At 35.1% G+C, this 22112-nt stretch carries 20 protein-coding genes and 2 pseudogenes; 18 read left to right on the top strand and 4 right to left on the bottom strand.

The window, feature by feature from the left end; all coding sequences use genetic code 11:
- The first annotated feature begins 2 nt into the window (after window positions 1-2).
- The 11 genes from CBR30_05720 (at window position 3) to CBR30_05670 (ending at window position 10810) form a co-directional block, all read left to right on the top strand.
- Window positions 3-1898 carry a methionine--tRNA ligase gene (locus tag CBR30_05720; GenBank protein ID PMQ01498.1) on the top strand — a complete coding sequence of 632 codons (1896 nt, stop codon included), beginning with the start codon at window positions 3-5 and terminating at the stop codon, window positions 1896-1898.
- A gap of 1 nt (window position 1899) precedes the next feature.
- Window positions 1900-3483, top strand: coding sequence for a DNA polymerase III subunit gamma/tau (locus CBR30_05715; GenBank protein PMQ01497.1), 1584 nt, complete (start codon window positions 1900-1902; stop codon window positions 3481-3483).
- 17 nt (window positions 3484-3500) lie between these two features.
- A complete protein-coding gene (locus CBR30_05710; protein ID PMQ01496.1) occupies window positions 3501-3815 on the top strand; it encodes a YbaB/EbfC family nucleoid-associated protein in 315 nt (104 codons plus the stop codon).
- A gap of 3 nt (window positions 3816-3818) precedes the next feature.
- The gene (locus CBR30_05705; protein PMQ01495.1) at window positions 3819-4430 is read left to right on the top strand and encodes a recombination protein RecR; all 612 of its coding nucleotides are present in this window, start codon (window positions 3819-3821) and stop codon (window positions 4428-4430) included.
- Window positions 4431-4443: 13 nt separating this feature from the next.
- Entirely contained in the window at window positions 4444-5016 is a 573-nt protein-coding gene (locus CBR30_05700; GenBank protein PMQ01494.1) for a pyruvate synthase, read from the top strand.
- Window positions 5013-5294 (top strand): pyruvate synthase, encoded by a 282-nt coding sequence (locus CBR30_05695; GenBank protein PMQ01493.1) that lies wholly within the window; start codon window positions 5013-5015, stop codon window positions 5292-5294. Before CBR30_05700 ends, CBR30_05695 begins: the two co-directional genes overlap by 4 nt.
- Window positions 5295-5307: 13 nt before the next feature.
- A complete protein-coding gene (gene porA, locus CBR30_05690) occupies window positions 5308-6495 on the top strand; it encodes a pyruvate ferredoxin oxidoreductase (protein ID PMQ01492.1) in 1188 nt (395 codons plus the stop codon).
- Window positions 6496-6507: 12 nt separating this feature from the next.
- Window positions 6508-7443, top strand: a complete 936-nt coding sequence (locus tag CBR30_05685; protein ID PMQ01491.1) for a pyruvate ferredoxin oxidoreductase — start codon at window positions 6508-6510, stop codon at window positions 7441-7443.
- Window positions 7444-7506: 63 nt separating this feature from the next.
- Entirely contained in the window at window positions 7507-8451 is a 945-nt protein-coding gene (locus tag CBR30_05680) for a magnesium chelatase (GenBank protein PMQ01490.1), read from the top strand.
- 3 nt (window positions 8452-8454) lie between these two features.
- Entirely contained in the window at window positions 8455-9579 is a 1125-nt protein-coding gene (locus CBR30_05675; protein PMQ01489.1) for a hypothetical protein, read from the top strand.
- Window positions 9569-10810, top strand: a complete 1242-nt coding sequence (locus CBR30_05670; GenBank protein ID PMQ01488.1) for a hypothetical protein — start codon at window positions 9569-9571, stop codon at window positions 10808-10810. The genes CBR30_05675 and CBR30_05670 overlap by 11 nt, the downstream gene beginning before the upstream one ends.
- A 32-nt stretch (window positions 10811-10842) precedes the next feature.
- Here CBR30_05670 and CBR30_05665 read toward each other — a convergent pair whose 3' ends face one another.
- Both CBR30_05665 and CBR30_05660 read right to left on the bottom strand, forming a co-directional pair.
- Window positions 10843-11841: a glycosidase gene (locus CBR30_05665; GenBank protein ID PMQ01487.1), complete on the bottom strand. Its 999-nt coding sequence runs from the start codon at window positions 11839-11841 to the stop codon at window positions 10843-10845.
- Between the two features lie 32 nt (window positions 11842-11873).
- Window positions 11874-12593, bottom strand: a complete 720-nt coding sequence (locus CBR30_05660; protein ID PMQ01486.1) for a trehalose utilization protein ThuA — start codon at window positions 12591-12593, stop codon at window positions 11874-11876.
- Window positions 12594-12734: 141 nt separating this feature from the next.
- Here CBR30_05660 and CBR30_05655 point away from each other — a divergent pair, with 141 nt between their 5' ends.
- Genes CBR30_05655 through CBR30_05640 form a run of 4 tightly spaced genes read left to right on the top strand, consistent with a single transcriptional unit; the run spans window position 12735 to window position 16189 of the window.
- Entirely contained in the window at window positions 12735-13631 is an 897-nt protein-coding gene (locus CBR30_05655; protein ID PMQ01485.1) for a quinolinate synthase, read from the top strand.
- Window positions 13628-15205, top strand: a complete 1578-nt coding sequence (nadB, locus tag CBR30_05650; protein ID PMQ01484.1) for an L-aspartate oxidase — start codon at window positions 13628-13630, stop codon at window positions 15203-15205. The genes CBR30_05655 and nadB overlap by 4 nt, the downstream gene beginning before the upstream one ends.
- Window positions 15168-16010, top strand: coding sequence for a nicotinate-nucleotide diphosphorylase (carboxylating) (gene nadC, locus CBR30_05645; GenBank protein ID PMQ01483.1), 843 nt, complete (start codon window positions 15168-15170; stop codon window positions 16008-16010). Before nadB ends, nadC begins: the two co-directional genes overlap by 38 nt.
- Window positions 16007-16189: a hypothetical protein gene (locus tag CBR30_05640; protein ID PMQ01482.1), complete on the top strand. Its 183-nt coding sequence runs from the start codon at window positions 16007-16009 to the stop codon at window positions 16187-16189. The genes nadC and CBR30_05640 overlap by 4 nt, the downstream gene beginning before the upstream one ends.
- Here CBR30_05640 and CBR30_05635 read toward each other — a convergent pair.
- Window positions 16176-16997, bottom strand: a pseudogene (locus CBR30_05635) (hypothetical protein). The gene CBR30_05640 and the pseudogene CBR30_05635 sit on opposite strands and share 14 nt — an antisense overlap.
- A 396-nt stretch (window positions 16998-17393) precedes the next feature.
- Here CBR30_05635 and grpE point away from each other — a divergent pair.
- The 3 genes and pseudogenes from grpE (at window position 17394) to dnaJ (ending at window position 20870) form a co-directional block, all read left to right on the top strand.
- Window positions 17394-17903: a nucleotide exchange factor GrpE gene (gene grpE, locus CBR30_05630; GenBank protein PMQ01481.1), complete on the top strand. Its 510-nt coding sequence runs from the start codon at window positions 17394-17396 to the stop codon at window positions 17901-17903.
- On the top strand, window positions 17881-19710 hold the full coding sequence (locus CBR30_05625; protein PMQ01480.1) for a molecular chaperone DnaK: 1830 nt from the start codon (window positions 17881-17883) through the stop codon (window positions 19708-19710). The genes grpE and CBR30_05625 overlap by 23 nt, the downstream gene beginning before the upstream one ends.
- A 1-nt stretch (window position 19711) precedes the next feature.
- A pseudogene (gene dnaJ, locus CBR30_05620) lies at window positions 19712-20870 on the top strand (molecular chaperone DnaJ).
- Here dnaJ and CBR30_05615 read toward each other — a convergent pair.
- Window positions 20867-22102, bottom strand: a complete 1236-nt coding sequence (locus CBR30_05615) for a hypothetical protein (protein ID PMQ01479.1) — start codon at window positions 22100-22102, stop codon at window positions 20867-20869. The pseudogene dnaJ and the gene CBR30_05615 overlap by 4 nt on opposite strands.
- Window positions 22103-22112 lie beyond the last annotated feature (10 nt).

Raw genomic sequence — 22112 nt, 5'->3', positions numbered from 1 at the left:
TAATGAAAGGAGCGGTAAAAGTGGCAAGAAAAAAATTTTATATAACTACACCTATATATTATTCAAATTCGGAGCCACATATAGGAACCGCTTATTGTACTGTGGTAGCAGATACCTTTGCACGTTATTATCGACTGAAAGATTATGATGTTTTCTTTCTTACCGGGCTTGATGAGCATGGTCCCAAATTAGCAAGAACTGCAGAAGAGAGAGGATTTACTCCTCAAGAATTTGTAGATATGATGGCAGAAAAATTTATATCCGCTTGGAAAAAGCTCAATATTACTTATGATGACTTTATAAGGACTACGCAGAAGAGACATGAATCTGTAGTCCAAAAAGCCTTTGAAAAACTATATGAGAAAGGTTATTTATACAAGGGTAGTTATGCTGGATGGTATTGTATTCCTTGTGAAACCTTTTGGAGTGAAGATGAGTTAAAAGATGGTAAGTGTCCAAATTGTGAAAGACCTGTAGAATGGCTTGAAGAAGAAACTTATTATTTCAAGCTCTCCGCTTTTGAAAAACCTTTATTGGAATATATTGAGAAGCATCCAGAGTTTGTTTATCCTGAAACAAGGAGAAATGAGGTTATTAGCTTTATTAAACAGGGGCTTAAAGATATAAGTGCTACAAGGTCTACAGTAAAATGGGGAGTTCCTGTCCCCTTTGATCCAAAACATACAGTTTATGTGTGGTTTGATGCCCTTTTAAATTATGTAAGTGCTCTCGGTTATTTAAGTGAGGATAGTACAAGATTTGAAAGATATTGGCCTGCAGATGTCCATTTGATTGGAAAGGATATATTAAGATTCCATGCTATAATTTGGCCTGCCATGTTAATGGCTTTGGATATCCCTCTTCCTAAAACAGTTTTGACTCATGGTTTTTGGACTATAAGGGGAGGAAAGATCTCTAAATCTAAGGGGAATAGAATTGATCCTAATGAGTTGATAGATATTTATGGGGTTTCTGCTCTTAGATATTTTCTTTTAAGAGAAGTACCTCTTGGTTTAGATGGAGAGTATTCTGATCAGGCTTTTCATAGGAGATATCAATCAGATTTGGCTAATGACCTTGGCAATTTACTTAACAGGGTACTTACTGTTACAGAAAGATATACAGATGGAAGGGTGCCAGAGGGAGGTGAGTATACAGCAAAAGAGAAAGAACTTATTGATATAACAGAGGAAGCTATAAAGAAGGTGGAAAGCTCAATGGAAGCCTTTAATCCTGCTCAAGCTTTAGCAAATATTTGGGAGATCATACAGGCGGGCAATAGATATATTGATCAAAGTGCTCCATGGAACTTAGCAAGCTCTGGAGATAAGGAGAGACTAAATACAGTAATTTATACTCTCTTAGAGACATTAAGAAAAATATCTATTCTTCTTTATCCTTTTATTCCAGATACAGCGGAGGAGATACAGGAGCAGTTAGGTTTTGGGGATAAAGAGTTTGCATGGGATCTACTTTGGGATGTCTCTATCCCTGTAGGTCAAAAGATTAAAAGAGGAAAAGTTTTGTTCCCTAAGGTGGAATACAAAGAGGAGATAAAGGAGGAGAGTTTGAACTTGATAAGCATACAAGATTTCCAAAAGGTAGATTTAAGGGTAGCAAAGGTGATATCTGCAAGGAAGGTAGAAAATAGTGATAAATTATTGCTATTAGAAATAGATTTGGGAACCGAGAAGAGACAGATTGTGGCAGGTATTGCACAGTATTATAAACCAGAAGATATGATAGGAAAGAAGATAATTGTGGTTGCAAATTTACAGCCTGCCAAGATAAGAGGTTACGAATCACAGGGGATGCTTCTTGCAGGTAAAGATGAAAAAGGAAACTTAGCTGTTTTGACGATTGATGGAGATTTGGAGCCAGGGGCAAAGGTGAGTTAGTATGCCTTTAGCTTTATATAGAAAGTGGAGACCGAAGTTATTTGAAGAGGTAGTAGGACAAGAGCATATTGTAAAGACATTACAAAATAGTATAAGGCTTGGTAAGATAGGACATGCTTATCTTTTTGCAGGTCCAAGAGGTACTGGAAAAACTACTATGGCAAGACTCTTTGCAAAATCCTTAAATTGTGTGGAAGGACCAACCCCTACTCCTTGTCTTAAATGTCCTTCCTGTATAGAGATTGCAGAAGGAAATAGCATAGACGTAATTGAGATAGATGCAGCATCTAACAGAGGAATTGATGAAATAAGAGATATAAGAGAGAAGGCACGTTTGCTTCCTGTAAGGGATAGATTCAAGGTATATATTATTGATGAGGTACATATGCTTACTACAGAAGCCTTTAATGCTCTATTGAAGATATTGGAGGAGCCTCCAGAGCATGTAGTATTTATTTTAGCAACAACAGAGCCTCAGAAGGTTCCCTTGACAATACTATCTCGTTGTCAGAGGTTTGACTTTAGGAGATTAACAAGAGATGAGATAGTATCTCAATTAGAGAAGATAGCAAAAGAGGAGAATGGGAATATAACAAAAGATGCTTTAAGGCTTATAGCTATGCAGGCGCAAGGATCTATGAGGGATGCCATATCTTTATTGGAGCAATTATTGGTTTATGCTCCTCAAGAGATAGACGAGGAATTAGCAAGGGAGCTTCTTGGTCTCCCTACTTACGAATTTGTTTATGAGTTTGCAAAAGCCTTAGGAGAATATAATATTAACGATGGTTGGAGATTCATTCAGCAGGTATTCCAATTAGGTAAAAATCCACAGCAATTTGTAAGGGAGTTATTACAGCATTTTAGAAATTTGCTCCTTCTAAAAGTAGAGCCAAAGCTTGCAAACATTATGTCTCTTACCCAGGAAGAGTATGAGGAATTAATGGCGGAAACTCAAATTTATACCTTAAAAAGACTGCAAGATATTATAAATGTACTTCTTGATTTAGAGAATAGATTAAGGGATTTAACAAATGCTCCCCTTTTAATGGAGATGTCACTGCTTCCTCTATTTATAAAACCTGAAGAGTCTGGACAAGAAGTAGCTCCTCAGGCTCCTCAGGAGGTAAAACCAAAGGAGTCTGTAAAGGAGCCTAATATTAAGGAAAAAGCTCCTGAGGAGGATAAAAAGGAGACCAAAGATGCTTCCTCTATAACTATAAAAGAGATAAAGGAAAATTGGAACTTAATCATTGAAAGAGTAAAAAAGAGAAGGCCATCTGTTTCCGCCCTATTAAGATATGCGCATCCTGTGAATTTTGATGAGGGCGGAAGATTGCTTATAGGTTTTCCAAAGAATTTTAACTTTTTTAAGGAGAGATTGGAAGAATCTCCAAATAAACAATTGTTGGAAGAGGAAATAAAGAAAATATTTAATGTCTATATACCTATTAAGCTCATATTGGTTGAAGAAAATGTTTCAAACTTATTGGAGGAAGATGGAGGAAAAGAAGAGATTGGCCCTGAGGAAGTAAGGAAGATATTTAATGGTAGGATTGTCAAAGATGAAGAAGAAAGTCAATAAAAGAAGGAGGGTTGAAAGTGAAAAATCCTTTTGATGCAATGAAACAGCTTAAAAAAGTAAAAGAGATGATGGATAAGATAAACCAGGAGCTTGCTGAAACATTAGTGGAAGGGACTGCAGGTGGTGGCATGGTAAAGATAGTTATGAATGCCTTAGAAGAAGTTAAAGAAGTAAAGATAAATCCAGAGGTTGTTGATAAAGAAGATGTAGAAATGTTGGAGGATTTAATATCAGCAGCAATAAGGGATGCATTAACAAAGGCAAAAGAAGTTTCTGCTGAGAAGATGGGAAGTCTTGCTCAAGGTCTTCCTTTGCCACCAGGTCTTTTCTAATACATGGGAGAAAAAAGTTATTTTGATAGATTAATTGAAGAACTTTCAAAACTTCCAGGAGTAGGTCCAAAATCTGCTCAGAGGATAGCTTATTACCTTCTTAAACAGCCCGATAGCTTCGTAGAGAATCTTGGAGAAATCCTAATCCATCTAAAGAAGAAGGTAAAATATTGCTCCATATGTTTTAATCTTTCCGAAAAGGACCCATGTGAGATCTGTTCTAATCCTGAGAGGGATCATTCTGTAGTCTGTGTTGTAGCAGAATCTAAAGATGTTTGGGCAATGGAAAGAACAAATGAGTATAAAGGAGTATATCATGTATTAGGGGGATTAATTTCTCCTCTTGATGGAGTATTTCCTGAAGACCTGAGAATTTTAGAATTAAAAAGACGTGTGGAAAGGGGAGATATAAATGAAGTGATTCTTGCAACAAACTCAACAACAGAAGGAGAGGTTACTGCAGTTTACATTGCTAAATTATTGAGGGATTATCCTATAAAGATCACAAGAATAGCTTACGGAATTCCAGTAGGAACTGAGCTTGATTTCGCAGACGAATTAACATTGATTCATGCTCTAAAAGGTAGACAAGAATTTAAATTATCAAAAGATTAGGAGGGATAAAGAGATGAAGGAAATGTTAGAGATTAGATGGCATGCCAGAGCAGGACAAGGGGCAAAAACAGCCTCTTATCTTTTGGCAGAAACTGCCTTAGATGCAGGTAAATTTATTCAAGCTTTCCCAGAATACGGTCCTGAAAGAACAGGAGCTCCAATGAAGGCTTTCACAAGAATTAGTGATAAGCCAATAAGAATTCATAGTCAGGTTTATAATCCTGATGTGGTAGTAGTTTTGGATAAGTCTCTAATAGGAAAGGTTAACATTTTAGAGGGACTTCCTTCGGATGGAATAATTTTAGTAAACACCACTCAATCACCAAAGGAAGTAAGGGAGCAACTTGGAATCTCTGATAGGAAGATATATACGGTGGATGCTACAGGGATTGCTCTTGCTACTATAGGTAGACCAATTCCTAATACTCCAATGCTTGGAGCATTAATAAGGGTGGTTCCTATAATTTCTTTGGATGATGTTTTATCTCAATTAAAGAAAAAATTTGAAGGTAAATTTAAGCCTGAGGTTATAGAAGGAAACCTACAGGCAATAAAAAGAGCTTACGAGGAGGTAAAGGGAGAATGAAATTACCAGGATGGAAAGAATTAGTTGAGACTGGACCTATTATTAAAGAGGCTGGAAATGCCACTGAGTATAAAACAGGTGATTGGAGAACCTTTAGACCTGAAATAGATTACAGTAAATGTACCACCTGTATGTTTTGTTGGCTTTTCTGCCCAGACTCTGCAGTAAAGTTTGATGGGAATAAAGTATACATAGACTATGATTACTGTAAAGGTTGTGGAGTATGTGCAGCTGAATGTCCTGTTAAAGCTATTACTATGAAAGAAGAACAAAAATAAAGGAGGGAAAAGAATGAAAGTTAAAGGGAGAAAGATTGCAATAGAGGGTAACGAGGCTGCTGCCCTCGCTTTAAAACAAGTAAATCCAGATGTTGTGGCAGCTTATCCTATTACTCCTTCTACGGAAGTTGTACAAAAGTTCTCAGAATATGTTGCCAATGGGGAAGTAACTACCGAGTTTGTCCCTGTTGAGAGCGAGCACAGTGCAATGAGTGCTTGCATTGGTGCTTCAGCAGCAGGAGCAAGAGTGGCAACTTCTACTGCTTCCCAAGGGCTTGCTCTTATGTGGGAAATGCTTTATATAGCATCATCTATGAGGCTTCCTATTGTTATGACGGTTGCTAATCGTGCTCTTAGTGCTCCTATTAATATTCATGGGGATCATAGTGATGCAATGGGAGCAAGAGATGCTGGTTGGATACAAATCTTTTCAGAGAATGTTCAAGAGATTTATGATAATATCTTCCAAGCCTTTAGAATTGCAGAACATCCAGATGTAAGATTACCAGTAATGGTTGGTTATGATGGCTTCATAACAAGCCATTCTGAAGAGATTTTGGAACTTTTGGAGGATGAGGAAGTAAAGAGGTTTATAGGAGAATACAAACCAAAGTTTTCTTTATTAGATATAAATAACCCAATAACCATGGGACCCCTTGCTCTTTTTGATTCCTACTTTGAATTTAAGGTGGCTCAAGCCTATGCTATTGAGAATTCTTTACCAATAATTAAAAAGGTTGGAAAAGAGTTTGGGGATCTAACAGGAAGATATTATGATGTAATTGAGAAATATTATACTGATGATGCAGATTATATAGTTGTTGCTATGAGTTCTACCTGTGGTACTGCAAGAGTAGTTGTGGATGAATTAAGGGAAAAAGGAGAAAAAGTGGGATTGCTTAAGATAAGGGTATTTAGACCATTCCCCTTAGAGGATGTTGTTGATGCTTTAAAGAATGCTAAAGTAGTAGGAGTACTTGATAGGAGCATGGTTCCTGGATCTTTTGCAGGACCACTCTATCATGAGATTACATCAGGAATGTATCATTTAGAAAAAAGACCTGTTTTCCAGCCTTATGTATATGGACTTGGAGGTAGAGATATAACTACGGAACATATCAAGGGAGTATTTGAAGAGCTAAAAGAGATAGAAAAAGCTGGTAAGCCTAAAGGTCTAAAATATATTGGGGTAAGAGAGTAGGAGGTGTAAATAATGGCAATTAATTTAAGAGAATTAGCATTAAAGGGAGAAAAATTAACTAGTGGACATAGATTGTGTGCTGGTTGTGGGGCTAGTATCATAGTAAGAATGGTTTTGAATGCTGCAGAACAGCCTGTTGTAGTAGCAAATGCTACAGGATGTCTTGAAGTGGCAACTACAATATTCCCATATACTGCGTGGAATGTGCCATGGATACATAGTGCCTTTGAAAACTCTGCAGCCACTATTTCCGGTGTAGAAGCAGCTTATAGAGCCTTTAAGAAGAAGGGTAAGATTCAAGAAGATATAAGATTTATAAGTTTTTCAGGAGACGGAGGTACATACGATATAGGGCTTCAAGCTTTATCAGGAGCCATTGAAAGAGGGCATAGAGCATTATTTATTTGTTATAATAACGAAGCCTATATGAATACTGGTATTCAAAGGTCCGGTGCAACTCCAAGAGGAGCATTTACTACCACTTCTCCTGCAGGAAGCGTAATACCAGGCAAACCGCAAAAAAGGAAGAATTTAACAGAAATGATGGTGGCAAATGGAGCAAAATATGTGGCTCAAGCCTCTCCAAGCCATTGGAGAGATCTAATGGAAAAAGTAAGAAAGGCTCTAAATACTGATGGACCATCCTTTATAAATATTTATTCTACATGTCCAAGGGGTTGGAGAACACCTGATAATTCTGCAATTAATATGGCAAGGCTTGCAGTAGAGACTGGAGTTTGGCATCTTTATGAGGTTGAGGATGGGAAGTACAAGATAAACTATAAACCTGCAAAAGGATTTAAGCCTGTGGAAGAGTATTTAAAGGTGCAGGGAAGATTTGCTCATCTTCTTAGACCAGAAAATGCAGAAATTTTGGAGGAATTTAAAAAGGATCTACAAAGGGAATGGGAACATCTCTTAAGAATGGAAGAGGCAACTAATAAATAGCTCTTTGAGAAGGGGATAGAGCTTTTTCTCTATCCCCTAATTTTTTTGTAAGAGGTGTATAAAATGGATTTAGAAAAATTTATTAAACTTAGAGAAAAAGTAATAGAAAATGTGGGAAAAGTTATTGTAGGTAAAGAGGATGTCGTAGAATTAATTTTAATCTCTTTTATTTGTGGGGGACATGTTCTATTGGAGGATGTGCCTGGTCTTGGTAAAACTCTAATGGTAAAAACCTTTGCTAAAACTATTGGCGGAAGTTTTAAGAGAATTCAGTTTACTCCTGACTTACTTCCTTCTGATCTTACTGGCATCAATTTTTATAACCAAAAAATTAGTGACTTTGAATTCAAGCCAGGACCTCTCTTTGCAAATATTATATTGGCGGATGAAATAAATAGAGCAACGCCAAGAACCCAATCCGCCTTATTAGAAGCTATGGAGGAAAGACAGGTTACTGTAGATGGGGTAACAAGAAGACTTCCTGAACCCTTCATGGTGCTTGCTACCCAAAACCCTGTAGAGTCCTTTGGTACCTTTCCTCTTCCTGAAGCTCAGTTAGATAGATTTTTCATGCGAATTAGAATAGGATATCCAAAAAGAGAAGAAGAGATTGAGATAGTTGAGAGAAATAAAAAAGTGGATATATTAAAGGATGTTGAACAGGTTGTTTTTCCTGAGGAGATAGAATACGTTAAGAGTAATTTCCCAAATATAAAAATGTCTTCTTCGGTTATGGATTATCTGTTAGATATTGTAGAGGAGACAAGAAAGAATCCTAACATACAATTAGGAGTAAGTCCAAGAGGAACTATTGCCCTTTTTAAAGCAAGTCAGGTTTATGCAGGCTTTAGGGGAAGAGATTATGTGATACCTGAGGATATTAAAATCTTGGCTCCCTATGTACTAAATCATAGAATTATAACTATGGGGACAAAAAGTAAGGATATATATGCTTTTGTTAGAAATTTATTAGAAAACATTAAAGTTCCTCTTGAAGAGGTAGATTAAAAAATGACTTATCTTTTCTTTTTTCTTCTCTTCTTAGGTATACTTATTAATCAATTATCAAAGAAATACATATTTAAAAATATATATTATTCTCGAGAAATTTCCAAAAAAGTATTAGAAATTGGAGAAGAGTTTAAGTTAATAACAACAGTAGAAAATAGAAAATTTTTCCCTGTTACTTTTTTCCAGATAGAGGAAAGATTGCCATCCGCTTTAGATTATAAGTTTAAGGTCAGAAAATTAAAAACGCCTGACTTCCTATACCATACTATTTCATTATTTTTGTTATCTTATCAGAAGGTAAAAAGGATATATTCTGCCTATTGCAATAAAAGAGGAAGATATATATTTGGGGATGTAACTTTGATAAGTGGAGACTTTTTAGGTCTTAATGTGGTTGTAAAAAGTTTAAGACTTGATCAGGAAATAGTTGTACTTCCCAGGAGACTTTCCTTGGAGAAGGATATAATTCCTTACGGAAGCTATAATGGTAATCTTTCTGTAAGGAGATGGATTATAGAGGATCCAACCATGATAATTGGAGTTAGAGAGTATACTGGACAGGAACCTGCAAAAACTATTCATTGGCCCCTTTCATTAAAGCATAATAGGCTTATGGTTAAGAATTTTGATTATACTGTAGAGAATACATCCTTAATCATATTGAACATTGAAACCTTTAAGCCCCATTGGAGAAGTATAGATGAGGAGAAAATAGAAAAAGCCATCTCTTGTGCGAGAAGCTGTGCAGAAAGGTTTGAGGAAGAAAATATACCTTATGGATTAATGACAAACTCCATACTTTATGGTTTTCCTGCAAGAGAGATCTTTATACCACCTGGAAATTCTGATTACCATTTAAAAAATCTTTTGGAGCATTTGGGAAGAGTTTCCTATTCTATCAGTATGTCCTTTGAGGAGCTCATCGAAAGCCTTAATAAAAAGCATCTTCTTTTTTCAACATATGTCATAATAACTCCCAAAATTTTAGATTCTTATATACCTTATATAAATTCTTTGAAGACAGAACTTACAGAGGTTATACTAATTACCTTTGACCCCCAAAATATTAATCATATATCCAATAATATATTAAGATATCTTTGGAGAGGGGTCTATGAAGCTTAATATTATAAAAATCATAAAAGATTTATCCTTTATCTTTGGATTTTTGGGATTTTTCCTTAGCATTTTCGTAAAAGATACAGGCATAAATGAATTAATTTTTCTTTGGTTCCTTCTAATTAGCATAGTCTCTTATGTTTTAAGGGGAAGAAATATTTTCCCTTACACTATTTTTCTTCTTCTATTACCCTTATTATTTTTAAAAAATCCCTTTGATTATGTGGTTGTAATCTTTCTTTTTTTATTTGTATTTAGAAATTATGGGATTAAGACTTTTAAATTGAGATATGGGAAGATTGAGGAGGAGTTTAAGAGATCTCTATTTATAATCATATTTACAGTTTTCGTCTCCTTCATACTTATCTATATTTATAAGCTTCCTATAAATATTGATGAACTGATGCTACCATACTACATCTTATCTTTAATTTCATCCATTTATCTTTTAAGAACCCTAAGATTTTTAGAATACAATAAAGAAGAAAAAGAAATAGAAAAGCTAAATTTGAGGGATTTATTAATAACTATTGGAATTGCAGTGTTTTTAAGTTTTCCTATGATAAGATCTCTTCTTTTTAAGCTAATCTATTATATATACTTAGGAATAGGATACGCTATTGCAGCTTTTGCAGTAATCCTCCTCTTTCCAATAGGGTTATTAATAAGGGCGCTCTTCAGAATATTTTCCTCTTTTTTAAGTGAGAGGGGGATTTACTCCGCAGGAGAACAAAGATTTCTTCAAAATTGGAATATAAAAAACACAATGAGGATATTAAATCCGAGAGAAAGTAGAGATGTTTTTGCCTTTTTAGAAAATCCAACAACTTTAAAGATATTGGTATCTATTCTAATCCTTTTAGCTTTTATTATTATATACAGGTTAATTAGGAGTTATTCTTTCTCTACAGAAAGGGATAGAGAGGAATATGAGGAGGAGAAAGAATTCGTTCTTCCTAAATTAGAGAATCCTTTAAAGAAAATATTTAGGAGAATTACCGATAAGGAGAGGATTAGAGAATATTATAAGAAATATTTGATGGCTTCTAAGGAGAAGGGAATAATTCTTGAGCCAAGTGATACAAGTTTGGATGTTTACCAAAAAACATTGGGAATTTTTAATGTAGATCTTTTAAGGAGAATAAGAGAGATCTATATAAGGGCAAGGTATTCTCATTATGATATTGACAAAAAATCTGTTAAAGAGTTTATAGACATGATTAAGAAAATAATATGATGGGGGGATAAGTTTCTATCCCCCCTTAATCTTTATGTATATTTTATTCCTGTATCCTTTAGATGGTCTATAATATCCTGCACATATCCAAAGGCTACTGCAACCACTGTGTCCGCTCCTCCATAATATATTGCCATTCTTCCTGTTTCTGAGTCTACTAAAGCTGCACAAGGGAATGCTACATTAGGTACATCTCCTACGCACTCATAATATTCTTGAGGTGATAACAAATATTCTCTTGCTCTATACTTTACTATCCATGGCTTTTCTAAATCAAGAAGGGCAGCTCCAAAGCTGTATACATATCCATTACAGGATAGAAGTACACCATGATATATGAGAAGCCAACCTTCACTGGTTTCAATGGGTGTTGGTCCTGCTCCTATCTTTAGAGATTGCCATCCTGAATACTGGTGCCCTGCGGACATTACATGCCTATGACAGCCCCAATGAATCATATCAGGACTTTCACTATAAAAGATATCTCCAAAAGCGGTATGTCCTTGATCGGATGGTCTACTTAACATGGCGTATTTTCCATTAATTTTTCTTGGGAATAAAACCCCATTTCTGTTATACGGTAAGAAGGCATTCTCAATCTGATAGAATTCTTGGAAATCATAAGTATAACCTACTCCTATAGTGGGACCATAGTATCCATTACACCAAGTTATCCAATAAGTATCTTCTATTTTTGTTACTCTTGGATCATATTTATACTGACTTATCAGAGGATCTCTGGTTTTTTGAATGAAATTTATAGGCTCCTCATCAATTTGCCAGTTTAATCCATCATTGCTAAATCCTCTATGAATATTCATGGCTCTACTTTTGTCATCTACCCTAAATACTCCTGCAAATTTATCTCCAAATTTTACAACCGCACTATTAAATATGCTGTTGGATCTTTTTATATGATTTCTTTTAATTATAGGATTTTTAGAATAGCGCCAAATTACGTCTTTACAGTCTTTAGGCTTGTCTTCCCATGGTAAATTTGGAATAGGTTCTGTATAAATCTTTATTCCCATCTTTTCACCTCTCATTTAAAAATTTTAGATATTTATTCCCATTTTTCTAAGGGTTTTACATTTCCAAAGGTAACTTTCACCTCCTTTCTTGGCATAGCCCACCTAACTGCATTGCATATAACTTTTTGTACCTCTTCTTGATAATAGATGGGATAAGTTTCATGCCCAGGACTAAAGTAAAAAATTCTTCCATTTCCTCTATAGAAACACATACCACTTCTAAAAACTTCCCCACCTTTAAACCAGCTGATAAAAACTAATTCATCAGGTCTTGGAATATCAAATCTTTCTCCATACATTTCTGAATGTGGAATCTCAAAATATTCAGGTAGCCCCTCTGCAATAGGATGTCCTGGCTCTACCACCCATACTCTTTCTTTTTCACCCTCTTCTCTCCATTTTAGCCTACAACTTGTCCCCATAAGTTTTTTAAATATTTTGGAGAGGTGAGAAGAATGCAGTGCAATAAATCCCATTCCTTCTAATATCCTTTTGTGAATTTTTTCTACTATATCGTCTCTTACCTCTTCATTTGCCATATGGCTCCACCAAACAAGCACTCCCGTAGAATTTAAAACTTCGTCGGAGAGACCATGATCAGGCTCGTCTAAGGTCGCAGTTTTTACTTTAAAGCCTTCTTTTTTTGTAAATTCTGCAATTATGTTGTGGATGCCAGATGGATAGATTCTTTTCGTTTCTTCATGCAATTTTTCATGCCTAAACTCATTCCAGATAGTTACTATATTTCTCATAATTTTTACCTCCTTTTCTAAAAAATATAGCCAATTATAGGATAAAATTCAACCTAAAAAGAAAGTTTTATTACCATTTGACACAAAGTGTATTTTTAGGATAAGCTTTAAAAAATAATTTCATTTTGAGGTGTGGTGGAAATGGATATAGTAGAGAGAATAAGAAAATTAAAGAAGGAAAGGAATGCAATAATATTAGCCCATAATTATCAGCTTCCTGAAGTTCAGGATATTGCAGATTTTGTAGGGGATTCTTTAGAACTTTCTCGTATCGCTAAAGAAGTAAAAGAAGAGGTAATAGTTTTTTGTGGTGTGCACTTTATGGCTGAAACTGCAAGTATTTTAGCACCAGAAAAGACAATTATTTTACCAGATATTAATGCAGGATGTCCTTTAGCGAATATGATTACCTCAGAGGATATAAAGAAGCTCAGGGAAAAATATCCAAATGCCTTAGTGGTTGCATATGTTAATACTTCTGCAGAGGTAAAGGCGGAAAGTGATTATTGTTGTACCTCTGCAAATGCTATCTCTGTAGTGGAAAAGGTTCCTTCCGATGAGGTTATTTTTGTACCTGATCGAAATTTGGGATATTATGTTAGTAAACATGTAAATAAGAAGATGTATATTTGGAATGGATTTTGTCCTACGCATCAAAGAATCCTACCTCAAGATATTGAAATTATGAAAAATAAATATAAAAATGCAAAAGTGGTTGTGCATCCTGAGTGTAGAAAGGAAGTTTTGGATATGGCGGATAAAATAGCCAGTACCAGTGGTATTATTAAGTTTGTAAAGGAAGATAACAATAAAGAATACATAATTGGGACCGAAATGGGAATTCTTCATAGGTTGAGAAAAGAAGCTCCAGATAAAATTTTCTATCCTGCATCTTCTTTAGCTGTTTGCCCTAATATGAAGAAGATAACCTTAGAAAAAATTTTATGGGCATTAGAAGATTTAAAGCCTATTGTTAAAGTGGAAGAACCTATAAGATCGAAAGCTTATAGGGCTATTGAAAAAATGTTAGCCTTATGAGAGAAAGAGATTTTGATGTTATTATAATTGGAAGTGGTGTAGCAGGCTTAATTTCTGCTTTTTATTCTCCTGCTAACTTAAAAGTAGGATTATTTACAAAGGGTAATTTAGAGGAGAGTAGTACCTATTATGCCCAAGGTGGTATTGCGGTTGCCTTAAATAATGATGATTCTCCGGAACTTCATTTTGAGGATACAATTAATGCAGGTGCAGGACTTAATGAAGAGAATATAGTTAAAATAGTAGTAGAGGAAGGTATTGAAAGGATAAAGGACCTAATATCCGCAGGAGTAAAATTTGATAGAGTAAACGGATTGGAATTTACAAAAGAGGCAGCCCATAGTAGGAGAAGGATAATTCATGCTCGTGGAGACTCTACAGGGCTTGAGCTTGCAAAAACACTCATTTCTATCATAAAAGAAAAATCCAATATTTCCATTTTTGAAAAATATTTTTTAATAGATCTTGTTTTGGATAACGATAAAGCAATTGGTGGAATATTTTTAAATGAGAAGGATGAAGTGGAATTAGTCTATGCCAAATATGTAATTCTGGCCACAGGAGGGGCAGGACAGATTTATCCCTATACTACTAATCCTATAACTTCTACAGGAGATGGTATAGCTATTGCTTATAGAGCCTATGCCAGTATCATGGATCTTGAATTTTATCAGTTCCATCCTACCGCTTTGAAGGTTAACCTACCTCAGAAATTTTTAATCTCTGAAGCAGTAAGAGGTGAAGGGGGAATATTGGTAAACGGCTATGGAGAAAGGTTTATGCTAAACTATCATCCTCAGGGAGAGTTGGCACCAAGGGATATAGTTACAAGAGCAATCTATTTAGAGATGTTGGAAACAGAAAAGGATATATTCTTGGATTTTCGTCCTATAGGTAAAAGCAAGATAAAAAGAAGATTTCCAAACATTTTAAGGGTTTGTAACCAATACGGATATGATATTACAAAAGATTTAATTCCTATAGAGCCTTCCGCCCACTATCTAATGGGAGGAATAGAAACCGATGAATGGGGAAGAACAAGGATAAAGAATCTATACGCATGTGGAGAAGTGGCTTGTACAGGACTTCATGGAGCAAATAGGCTTGCCAGTAATTCTCTTTTGGAGGGTATAGTTTTTGGAAAAAGATGTATAACTGCTATAAGTCAAGATTTAAGCTCTAATAACATAAATACATCTATAAAATTAATTGAAAAAAGCCCTAATATTTCCTTTACAAAGAAAGATTTAAGAGAATTAATGTGGAACAATGTAGGAATCTTAAGGGAAGAAAAAAGGTTGAAAGATGCGGTAAAGATTTTGGAGATATGGAACAAAGAATTAGAAGGGACTTTTATTAAAAATAGAGAGTTTTTAGAATTAAAAAATATGGTGCTGGTCTCTTATCTTACTGCAAAATCCGCCCTTTTAAGAGAGGAGAGTAGAGGTGCCCATTTTAGAATAGATTATCCCATAACAAAAGAGGAATGGAGAAAGCATATAATTTGGCAAAAGGGAGAGGAGGTAATATTTCGTGATGTCAATTCCCCACCATCTTTTAAGAGAAATAATTGAGAATGCATTAAAGGAAGATATTGGTTTTTCTGATATAACTACTGATAGTATTGTCCCTGAAAATCTTAATATTAGGGCTTATATAATTGCAAAAGAAGAAGGAATTATAGCAGGTCTTCCTGTGGCAAAAGAAGTTTTTAAGTTCTTGGATGAAGAGGTGAATTTTTCTCAGAAAGTTTCAGATGGAGAGAGGGTTGAAAGAGGGAAAATCATAGCGGAGATATACGGGAAGGCAAGAGCAATTCTTTCTGGGGAAAGAGTTGCCTTAAACTTTTTGCAAAGACTTTCTGGAATTGCAACCTTTACTAATTATTGTGTTTCCCTTGCTAAACCTTATAATGTAAAAATATTGGATACAAGAAAAACTACACCCATGCTTCGTATCTTAGAGAAATATGCAGCAAAGGTTGGGGGAGGGGAAAATCATAGGTTTGCCTTATATGATATGGTTTTAATAAAAGATAATCATATAAGGATTGCAGGGGGAATTACAGAGGCTGTAAGAAGGGTAAGAGAAAAGGTACCACCTTTTTACAAAATTGAGGTGGAGACAGAAAATTTAGAGCAAGTAAGGGAAGCTTTAGAAAATAAAGTAGATATTATTATGTTAGATAATATGGATATTGAGACTATTAAAAAGGCAGTAGAAATTATTAATGGAAAGGTATTAATTGAAGTATCAGGAAATATAAAGCCAGAGGATATTAAAGTTATTGCTCCCTTAGGAATAAACTTTATATCAATGGGGAAATTAACCCATTCTGTAAAAAGCCTAGATATAAGTTTGGAAATAGAGGGAGAATGAGTGGAATTGTTGAAAGAATAGGTAGAGAAGAAATAATAGTAAATAGTTCTCACTATCAGGGAATTGAATATAAAGATCATCCATATCTGCTGGGAGTCCAATGGCACCCAGAAAGGTTAAATAGTGAAGAGTCTAATAAAATTTTTCTAAGTCTGAAAGAAGTAGTTAAAGAATGGTAAACTTAAAACTTTCGGGATTTTCTAAGATATTTTTTATATATTTTAAAAACTCCTCAAAGTCAGTTAAATTATTTTGAATTATTTGATATAGCTCATCCACTGAAACTTCAGAATAAAAATGAACCAATCTATTTCTATATCCAGCCATTTTTAAAAGTTTTTCCTGGGCAAATTCCTTAGGTATGATATTCTGTTCTCCTAATGCTAAAGCTATTTCTTTATATGTAGATATTCTTATCCCCGGAATTCTTGATAAAATATGATTTCCTATTTCAAAAACTGCTTCTAAAGCTCTTCTTAAATAGTGTTCTGCAATGGCAAAATTCTCGTCTGTTTTAAATTCTTCCAAGGACATACTTTTAAACTTGAAGAGCTTATTAATATCTTTCTCTATTTAAAGGACTTCTTTTCATAATCTCTCCAATAAAACTCTATCTTGTTCATCTAATAGTGGTTTAAAATCTATATACTCTTTGATGATCCTCTCTTTATACTCATATACAAATTCTTCAGATATACTGTATATTATTTTTCCTGTTACTACTACCTCAAATTTTAAAGTTAATGGAGCTTTATCTAAAAAAACAATATCTATTTCTCTATCGAACATTTTGCTAAATATTAAATATAACTCTTCATAGATTTTTAAAGAATCTCTTAAAACTTCAGTATTTTCAAAAACAATTCCAAGATCTATATCACTATCCTCTTTCTGTGTTTCTGAGCCATAAGAATCAAAAAGATAGAGAATAGCTATCTTTAATTCTTTTAATCTTTCTATAATATTTTTATCTAATGTAATTTCCATCTATACTAATCTATACTCTTAGGTGCTCTCATTAAAACTACTACATTCCCTATTACATCTTTCTTTAGGTATAACTATTTGCGATTTCTTACCAATTCTAACTACAAACATTTTACAATATATAGTTATATTGTCAAATGGCGAATGAAGCCCTGACCTATAATCAGTTTTTGAAAAGAAAAACCTCCCATAAAATCCAAACTTAGTTATTCCAGTAAGGAAAGATAAGGATCTGTGAGGGAGAAGTTTAGTTTTTCTCCCCTATTGCATTTTTTAACATTATATTCATTAGCTATATATATTCACTCTTGACAATTTTTATAGAGATTATAAACTATATATGGCTTTAGCAGTCTTACCATGGGAGTGCTAAAAAATTTAAAATGAGGTGAAATTATGGAGGAAAAAGAATTGGTAGAAAAAAAGGAAGAAACTACAACTGAAGATTGGGAAATAAAGTATGTAAGGCTTCAAGCGGAATTTGAGAACTTCCGCCAGAGGTTAAGAAGAGAAAAAGAGGAGTGGCAAGAGATTGCAAATGCCCGCCTCTTAAGGGAGATTGTTAACATTCTTGATAATTTTCATTTGGCTTTGGAAACCATGAAAAAGGCAAGGAAAAAAGATGCAATCATAGAAGGTGTTAATATGATTTATAAACAGTTTGAAAACTTACTCCTAAATGAGGGAGTTGTTAGAATGGATGTTATTGGAAAGCCCTTTGATCCCAATCTCCATGAGGCTGTGGGGATTGAGGAGGTGGAGGATGGAGATGAGAATGTGGTTGTTAGAGAAGTTTCTCCTGGTTACTTTTTTAGAAATAGGGTTTTAAGACCTGCAAGAGTTATAGTATCTAAGAAAATTGAAAAAAAGGAGGTAGAAGAAAATGGGAAAGATTGTAGGAATTGATTTAGGAACTACCAACTCACTTATTGCATATCTTGAGGGAGGAAGACCTGTAATAATACCTAATGCGGAAGGTAGCAGGTTAACTCCATCGGTTGTTGCTTTTACTAAGGATGGACAACTTTTAGTGGGAGAGCCTGCAAAAAGGCAAGCCATAGTTAATGCGGAAAGAACTATAAAATCTATTAAGAGACATATGGGAACAAACTATAAAGTAAAGATTGATGACAAAGAATATACTCCTCAGGAAATTTCTGCAATGATCCTGAGGAAATTAAAGAGGGATGCAGAAGCATATTTAGGAGAACCTATTGAAAAAGCTGTTATAACTTGTCCTGCCTACTTTAGTGATGCCCAGAGACAAGCAACAAAGGATGCTGGTGCTATTGCAGGTTTAGAGGTGGTAAGAATTATTAATGAGCCTACTGCAGCTGCTCTTGCCTATGGCCTTGATAAAGAAGGACATCAAAAGATCTTAGTCTTCGATCTTGGTGGTGGAACCTTTGATGTGTCCATATTAGAGATTGGAGAAGGAGTGTTTGAGGTTATTGCTACTGCAGGAAATAACAGGCTTGGTGGGGATGACTTTGATGAGAGGATTGTGAATTGGCTCATTGAAAACTTTATGGAAGAACATGGAATTAACTTAAGAGAAGATAGAACTGCCCTTCAAAGACTATATGAAGCAGTGGAAAAAGCCAAGATTGAGCTTTCTTCCAAATTATCTACAGAAATTAATCTTCCCTTCATAGCTATGAAGGGGAATACTCCACTTCATTTAGTATATACTCTTACAAGGGCAAAATTTGAAGAGCTTACAAGAGACTTGGTTGAGAAAACTCAAGAACCAACAGAGAGAGCATTAAAAGATGCAGGACTTTCTCCATCCCAAATTGATAAGATCATATTAGTGGGTGGAGCTACAAGAATGCCTTGTATCCAAGAATGGATTAAGAAATATTTTGGGAAAGAACCTCAAAGAAATGTTAACCCAGATGAGGCAGTAGCTCTTGGTGCAGCTATTCAGGCAGGGGTTATAGGAGGAGAGATAAGGGATATTGTACTTGTAGATGTAACACCTCTTTCTCTTGGAATTGAGACCCTTGGTGGTGTGTTTACAAAGATTATTGAAAGAAATACTCCTATTCCTGTTTCCAAGAGCCAGATCTTTACAACTGCTACAGATTACCAAACCAGTGTAGAGATCCATGTTCTTCAGGGAGAAAGAGCCCTTGCAAAGGATAATATTTCCCTTGGAAGATTCATATTAGATGGAATTCCTCCTGCTCCTCGTGGAGTACCTCAAATTGAGGTGACCTTTGATATAGATGTAAATGGAATTGTGCATGTATCTGCAAAGGATAAGGCAACTGGTAAGGAGCAAAGAATAACTATATCTAATGCTATAAGGCTTTCTGAAGCTGAGATTAAAAGGATGACTGAGGAAGCAAAGAGATTTGAGGAGGAAGATAGAAAGAGAAGAGAGGAGATTGAGACAAAGAACCAGGCGGAGCATCTCATCTATACTGCAAGGAAAACCATAAAGGATTATGGAGATAGGGTAAGTAAGGATTTAGTCCAAAAAGTAGAAGATAAGATTAAGAATTTGGAAGAGTTAATTAAGCCAGAAAGAATAAATGTAGAACAGGTAAGGAAGGGAATGGAAGAACTTACCCAAGCCCTTGGTGAGATTGGGCAGGTAATGTATCAATCCGCCGGCTCTTCCACAAATCCAGGAGGAAATCCTGGAGGTTCTTCAAACCAGGGACCTGATGGAACAATTATTGATGGAGATTACAAGGTGAACTAATATGGCTACCAAAAAGGATTACTATGAGATTCTGGGTGTGCCAAGAAATGCCACCCAGGAAGAGATAAAACAGGCATATAGAAGATTAGTAAGGCAATACCACCCGGATCTGAATAAGGATCCGGGTGCTCAGGAGAAGTTTAAAGAGATTAATGAGGCTTATGAGGTCCTATCGGACCCACAAAAAAGAGCCCAGTATGATCAATTTGGAAGTGTAGGAGATTTTGCAGGATACGGAGAACAAAGTTGGGGACCTCAGGACTTTGATTTTGGAAGCTTTGGAAGAACCTTTGAAGATATATTCTCGGACTTTTTTGGAGACAGCATCTTTGGAGATATTTTTGGAAGAAGGGAAAGACAAAGGTCTCCAAGAAAAGGTGCAGATTTAAGGTATGATCTAACAATAACCTTGGAGGAGGCAGCCTTTGGAGCAGTAAAGGAGATCTTTATCCATCGTACTGAAACATGCCAAAGATGTAAAGGAAGTGGAATAGAGCCTGGAACAAGCCCTATAACCTGTGATCTATGTAGAGGAACAGGACAAATAAGGGAAACAAGAAGAACTCCCTTTGGTCAGTTTGTACAAATAACCACATGTCCTAAGTGCCATGGAACGGGTAGGATCATAACAAGCCCTTGTAGGGAGTGTCATGGAACAGGAAAGGTTAAGGCAAGAAGAAGAATTGAAGTAAAGATCCCTCAAGGAGTGGATGAAGGGCACGTAATAAGGCTTGCAAGAGAGGGAGAGCCAGGAGAAAATGGTGGTCCCAATGGAGATTTATACATCTATATCCATATCCAGCCTCATAAATACTTTAAGAGGGAAGGGCAGGATATACTGTTGGATCTTCCTGTAGATTTCCTCACTGCCATTCTTGGAGGAGAAATAGAAGTCCCTACCTTAGAAGGTAAGGAAAAGATCTTTATAAAGCCAGGAACCCAAAGTAATGAAGTAATAACATTAAAAGGGAAAGGAATTCCATATCTTGAGGGGAAGAGAAGAGGGGACCAGAAAATAAGAATTTTAATCTCTGTCCCTACCAATTTAACTCCAAAAGAAAAAGAGTTATTATTGGAGCTTGCAAAGGTAAGAGGAGTAAAGGTGGATAGTGAAAAGAATTTTTTTTGAGCAGATAAGGGATGCCTTTAGGAAAGCTTAGTAAGAATTTTCCCTCTTATACTCTTTAACTCTTATTAGTAGTACTAATGCTATTAAAATAAAAGAAAGACATATACCAAATAAAAATTGAAATCCCAAGAAGTTTATTATTAATCCATTTAAAATATGCATAAGGGAAGAAAGAGAGATGGAGATAGTGTTATTTATTGCCATATAAATAGGAATATTCTCTCTTTTTGCTAAGGCGGAAAGTAGAAAACCTCCTATGGTCATATTAGCGTTAAAGTTCAGCATGACAAAGGTATAACCTATAAAGGGAGCATATAGATGTCTTATAAGGGTAACTATAAAAAGTCCAAAGGCTCCTAAAAAGGTCCCTAAAATAAGTACCTTTTTATAGCCTATTCTTCTACTTAGCTCTCCAAAGGAAAGTCCTCCCACTATGTTTGCTAATATGGAAAGAAAGGTAAAGGCGGATACTACGTTGGAATCCACCTTAAAAGTTCTTACAGTGTAGACAATAAAATAGGATATAGAGGTTAAAGATAGGAATATGAAAACAAAAGAAGTGACCGCAAGCCTAAAATTTTTGTCCTTTGAGAGAAAGGAGAAGGAGTATTTTATAAATTCAGTAAAGGATAGAGAATTTTCTATAGTCTCTTCCTCTTTTTCATCAATGATATAAAAAAGATATGCATCCGCTAAGAGAATGATAATTCCTGCAAGGAAGATAAGCATAAAATTGTAGGGAAAGGAGAATTTAGAAAGGAAAATATTTAGAAGATATGTACTTAAAAGGGCAATGATATTTCCTATGGCATTTCCTGTAGCAACAACTCTTCCCCTTTCTTCATAGGGAAGGATTTTATCTAAAATGCTAAAGTAGAAGGGACCATAGGCTCCTACAAAAAAGTTGAAGATTCCCCAGAAGAGAATAAAGATATAAATGGAGAAAATATTTCCAAGGTATTTAATAAAGAAAGGTAATAATAGGATGAATATAAGGAAAATCATTCTTTGTGTAAAAAGAAGTTTTGCAAAAGCTCTATTTTTTACCTTTAGTCTCTGCACATATCTTGCTACAAAAAGAGATGGTAGAAAGCTTCCTAAGGTGGCTAAGAAGTTTGTTAGGCTTATATGAATATTGGATGCAGAAAGCCTAATTAAAAAGTATGGAATAACGGTATTTATGTTAATAAATACCATTCCATTAATAAAAAGAATAGGGTCAATAAAGGCAATTATTTTATTCTTTTTTGAGTACTCATGCATTTTGGTACAA

It is taken from the genome of Dictyoglomus sp. NZ13-RE01 (assembly GCA_002878375.1).
In the GTDB taxonomy this organism is placed as follows: domain Bacteria; phylum Dictyoglomota; class Dictyoglomia; order Dictyoglomales; family Dictyoglomaceae; genus NZ13-RE01.
This window is presented reverse-complemented; position numbering and strand designations above follow the sequence as displayed.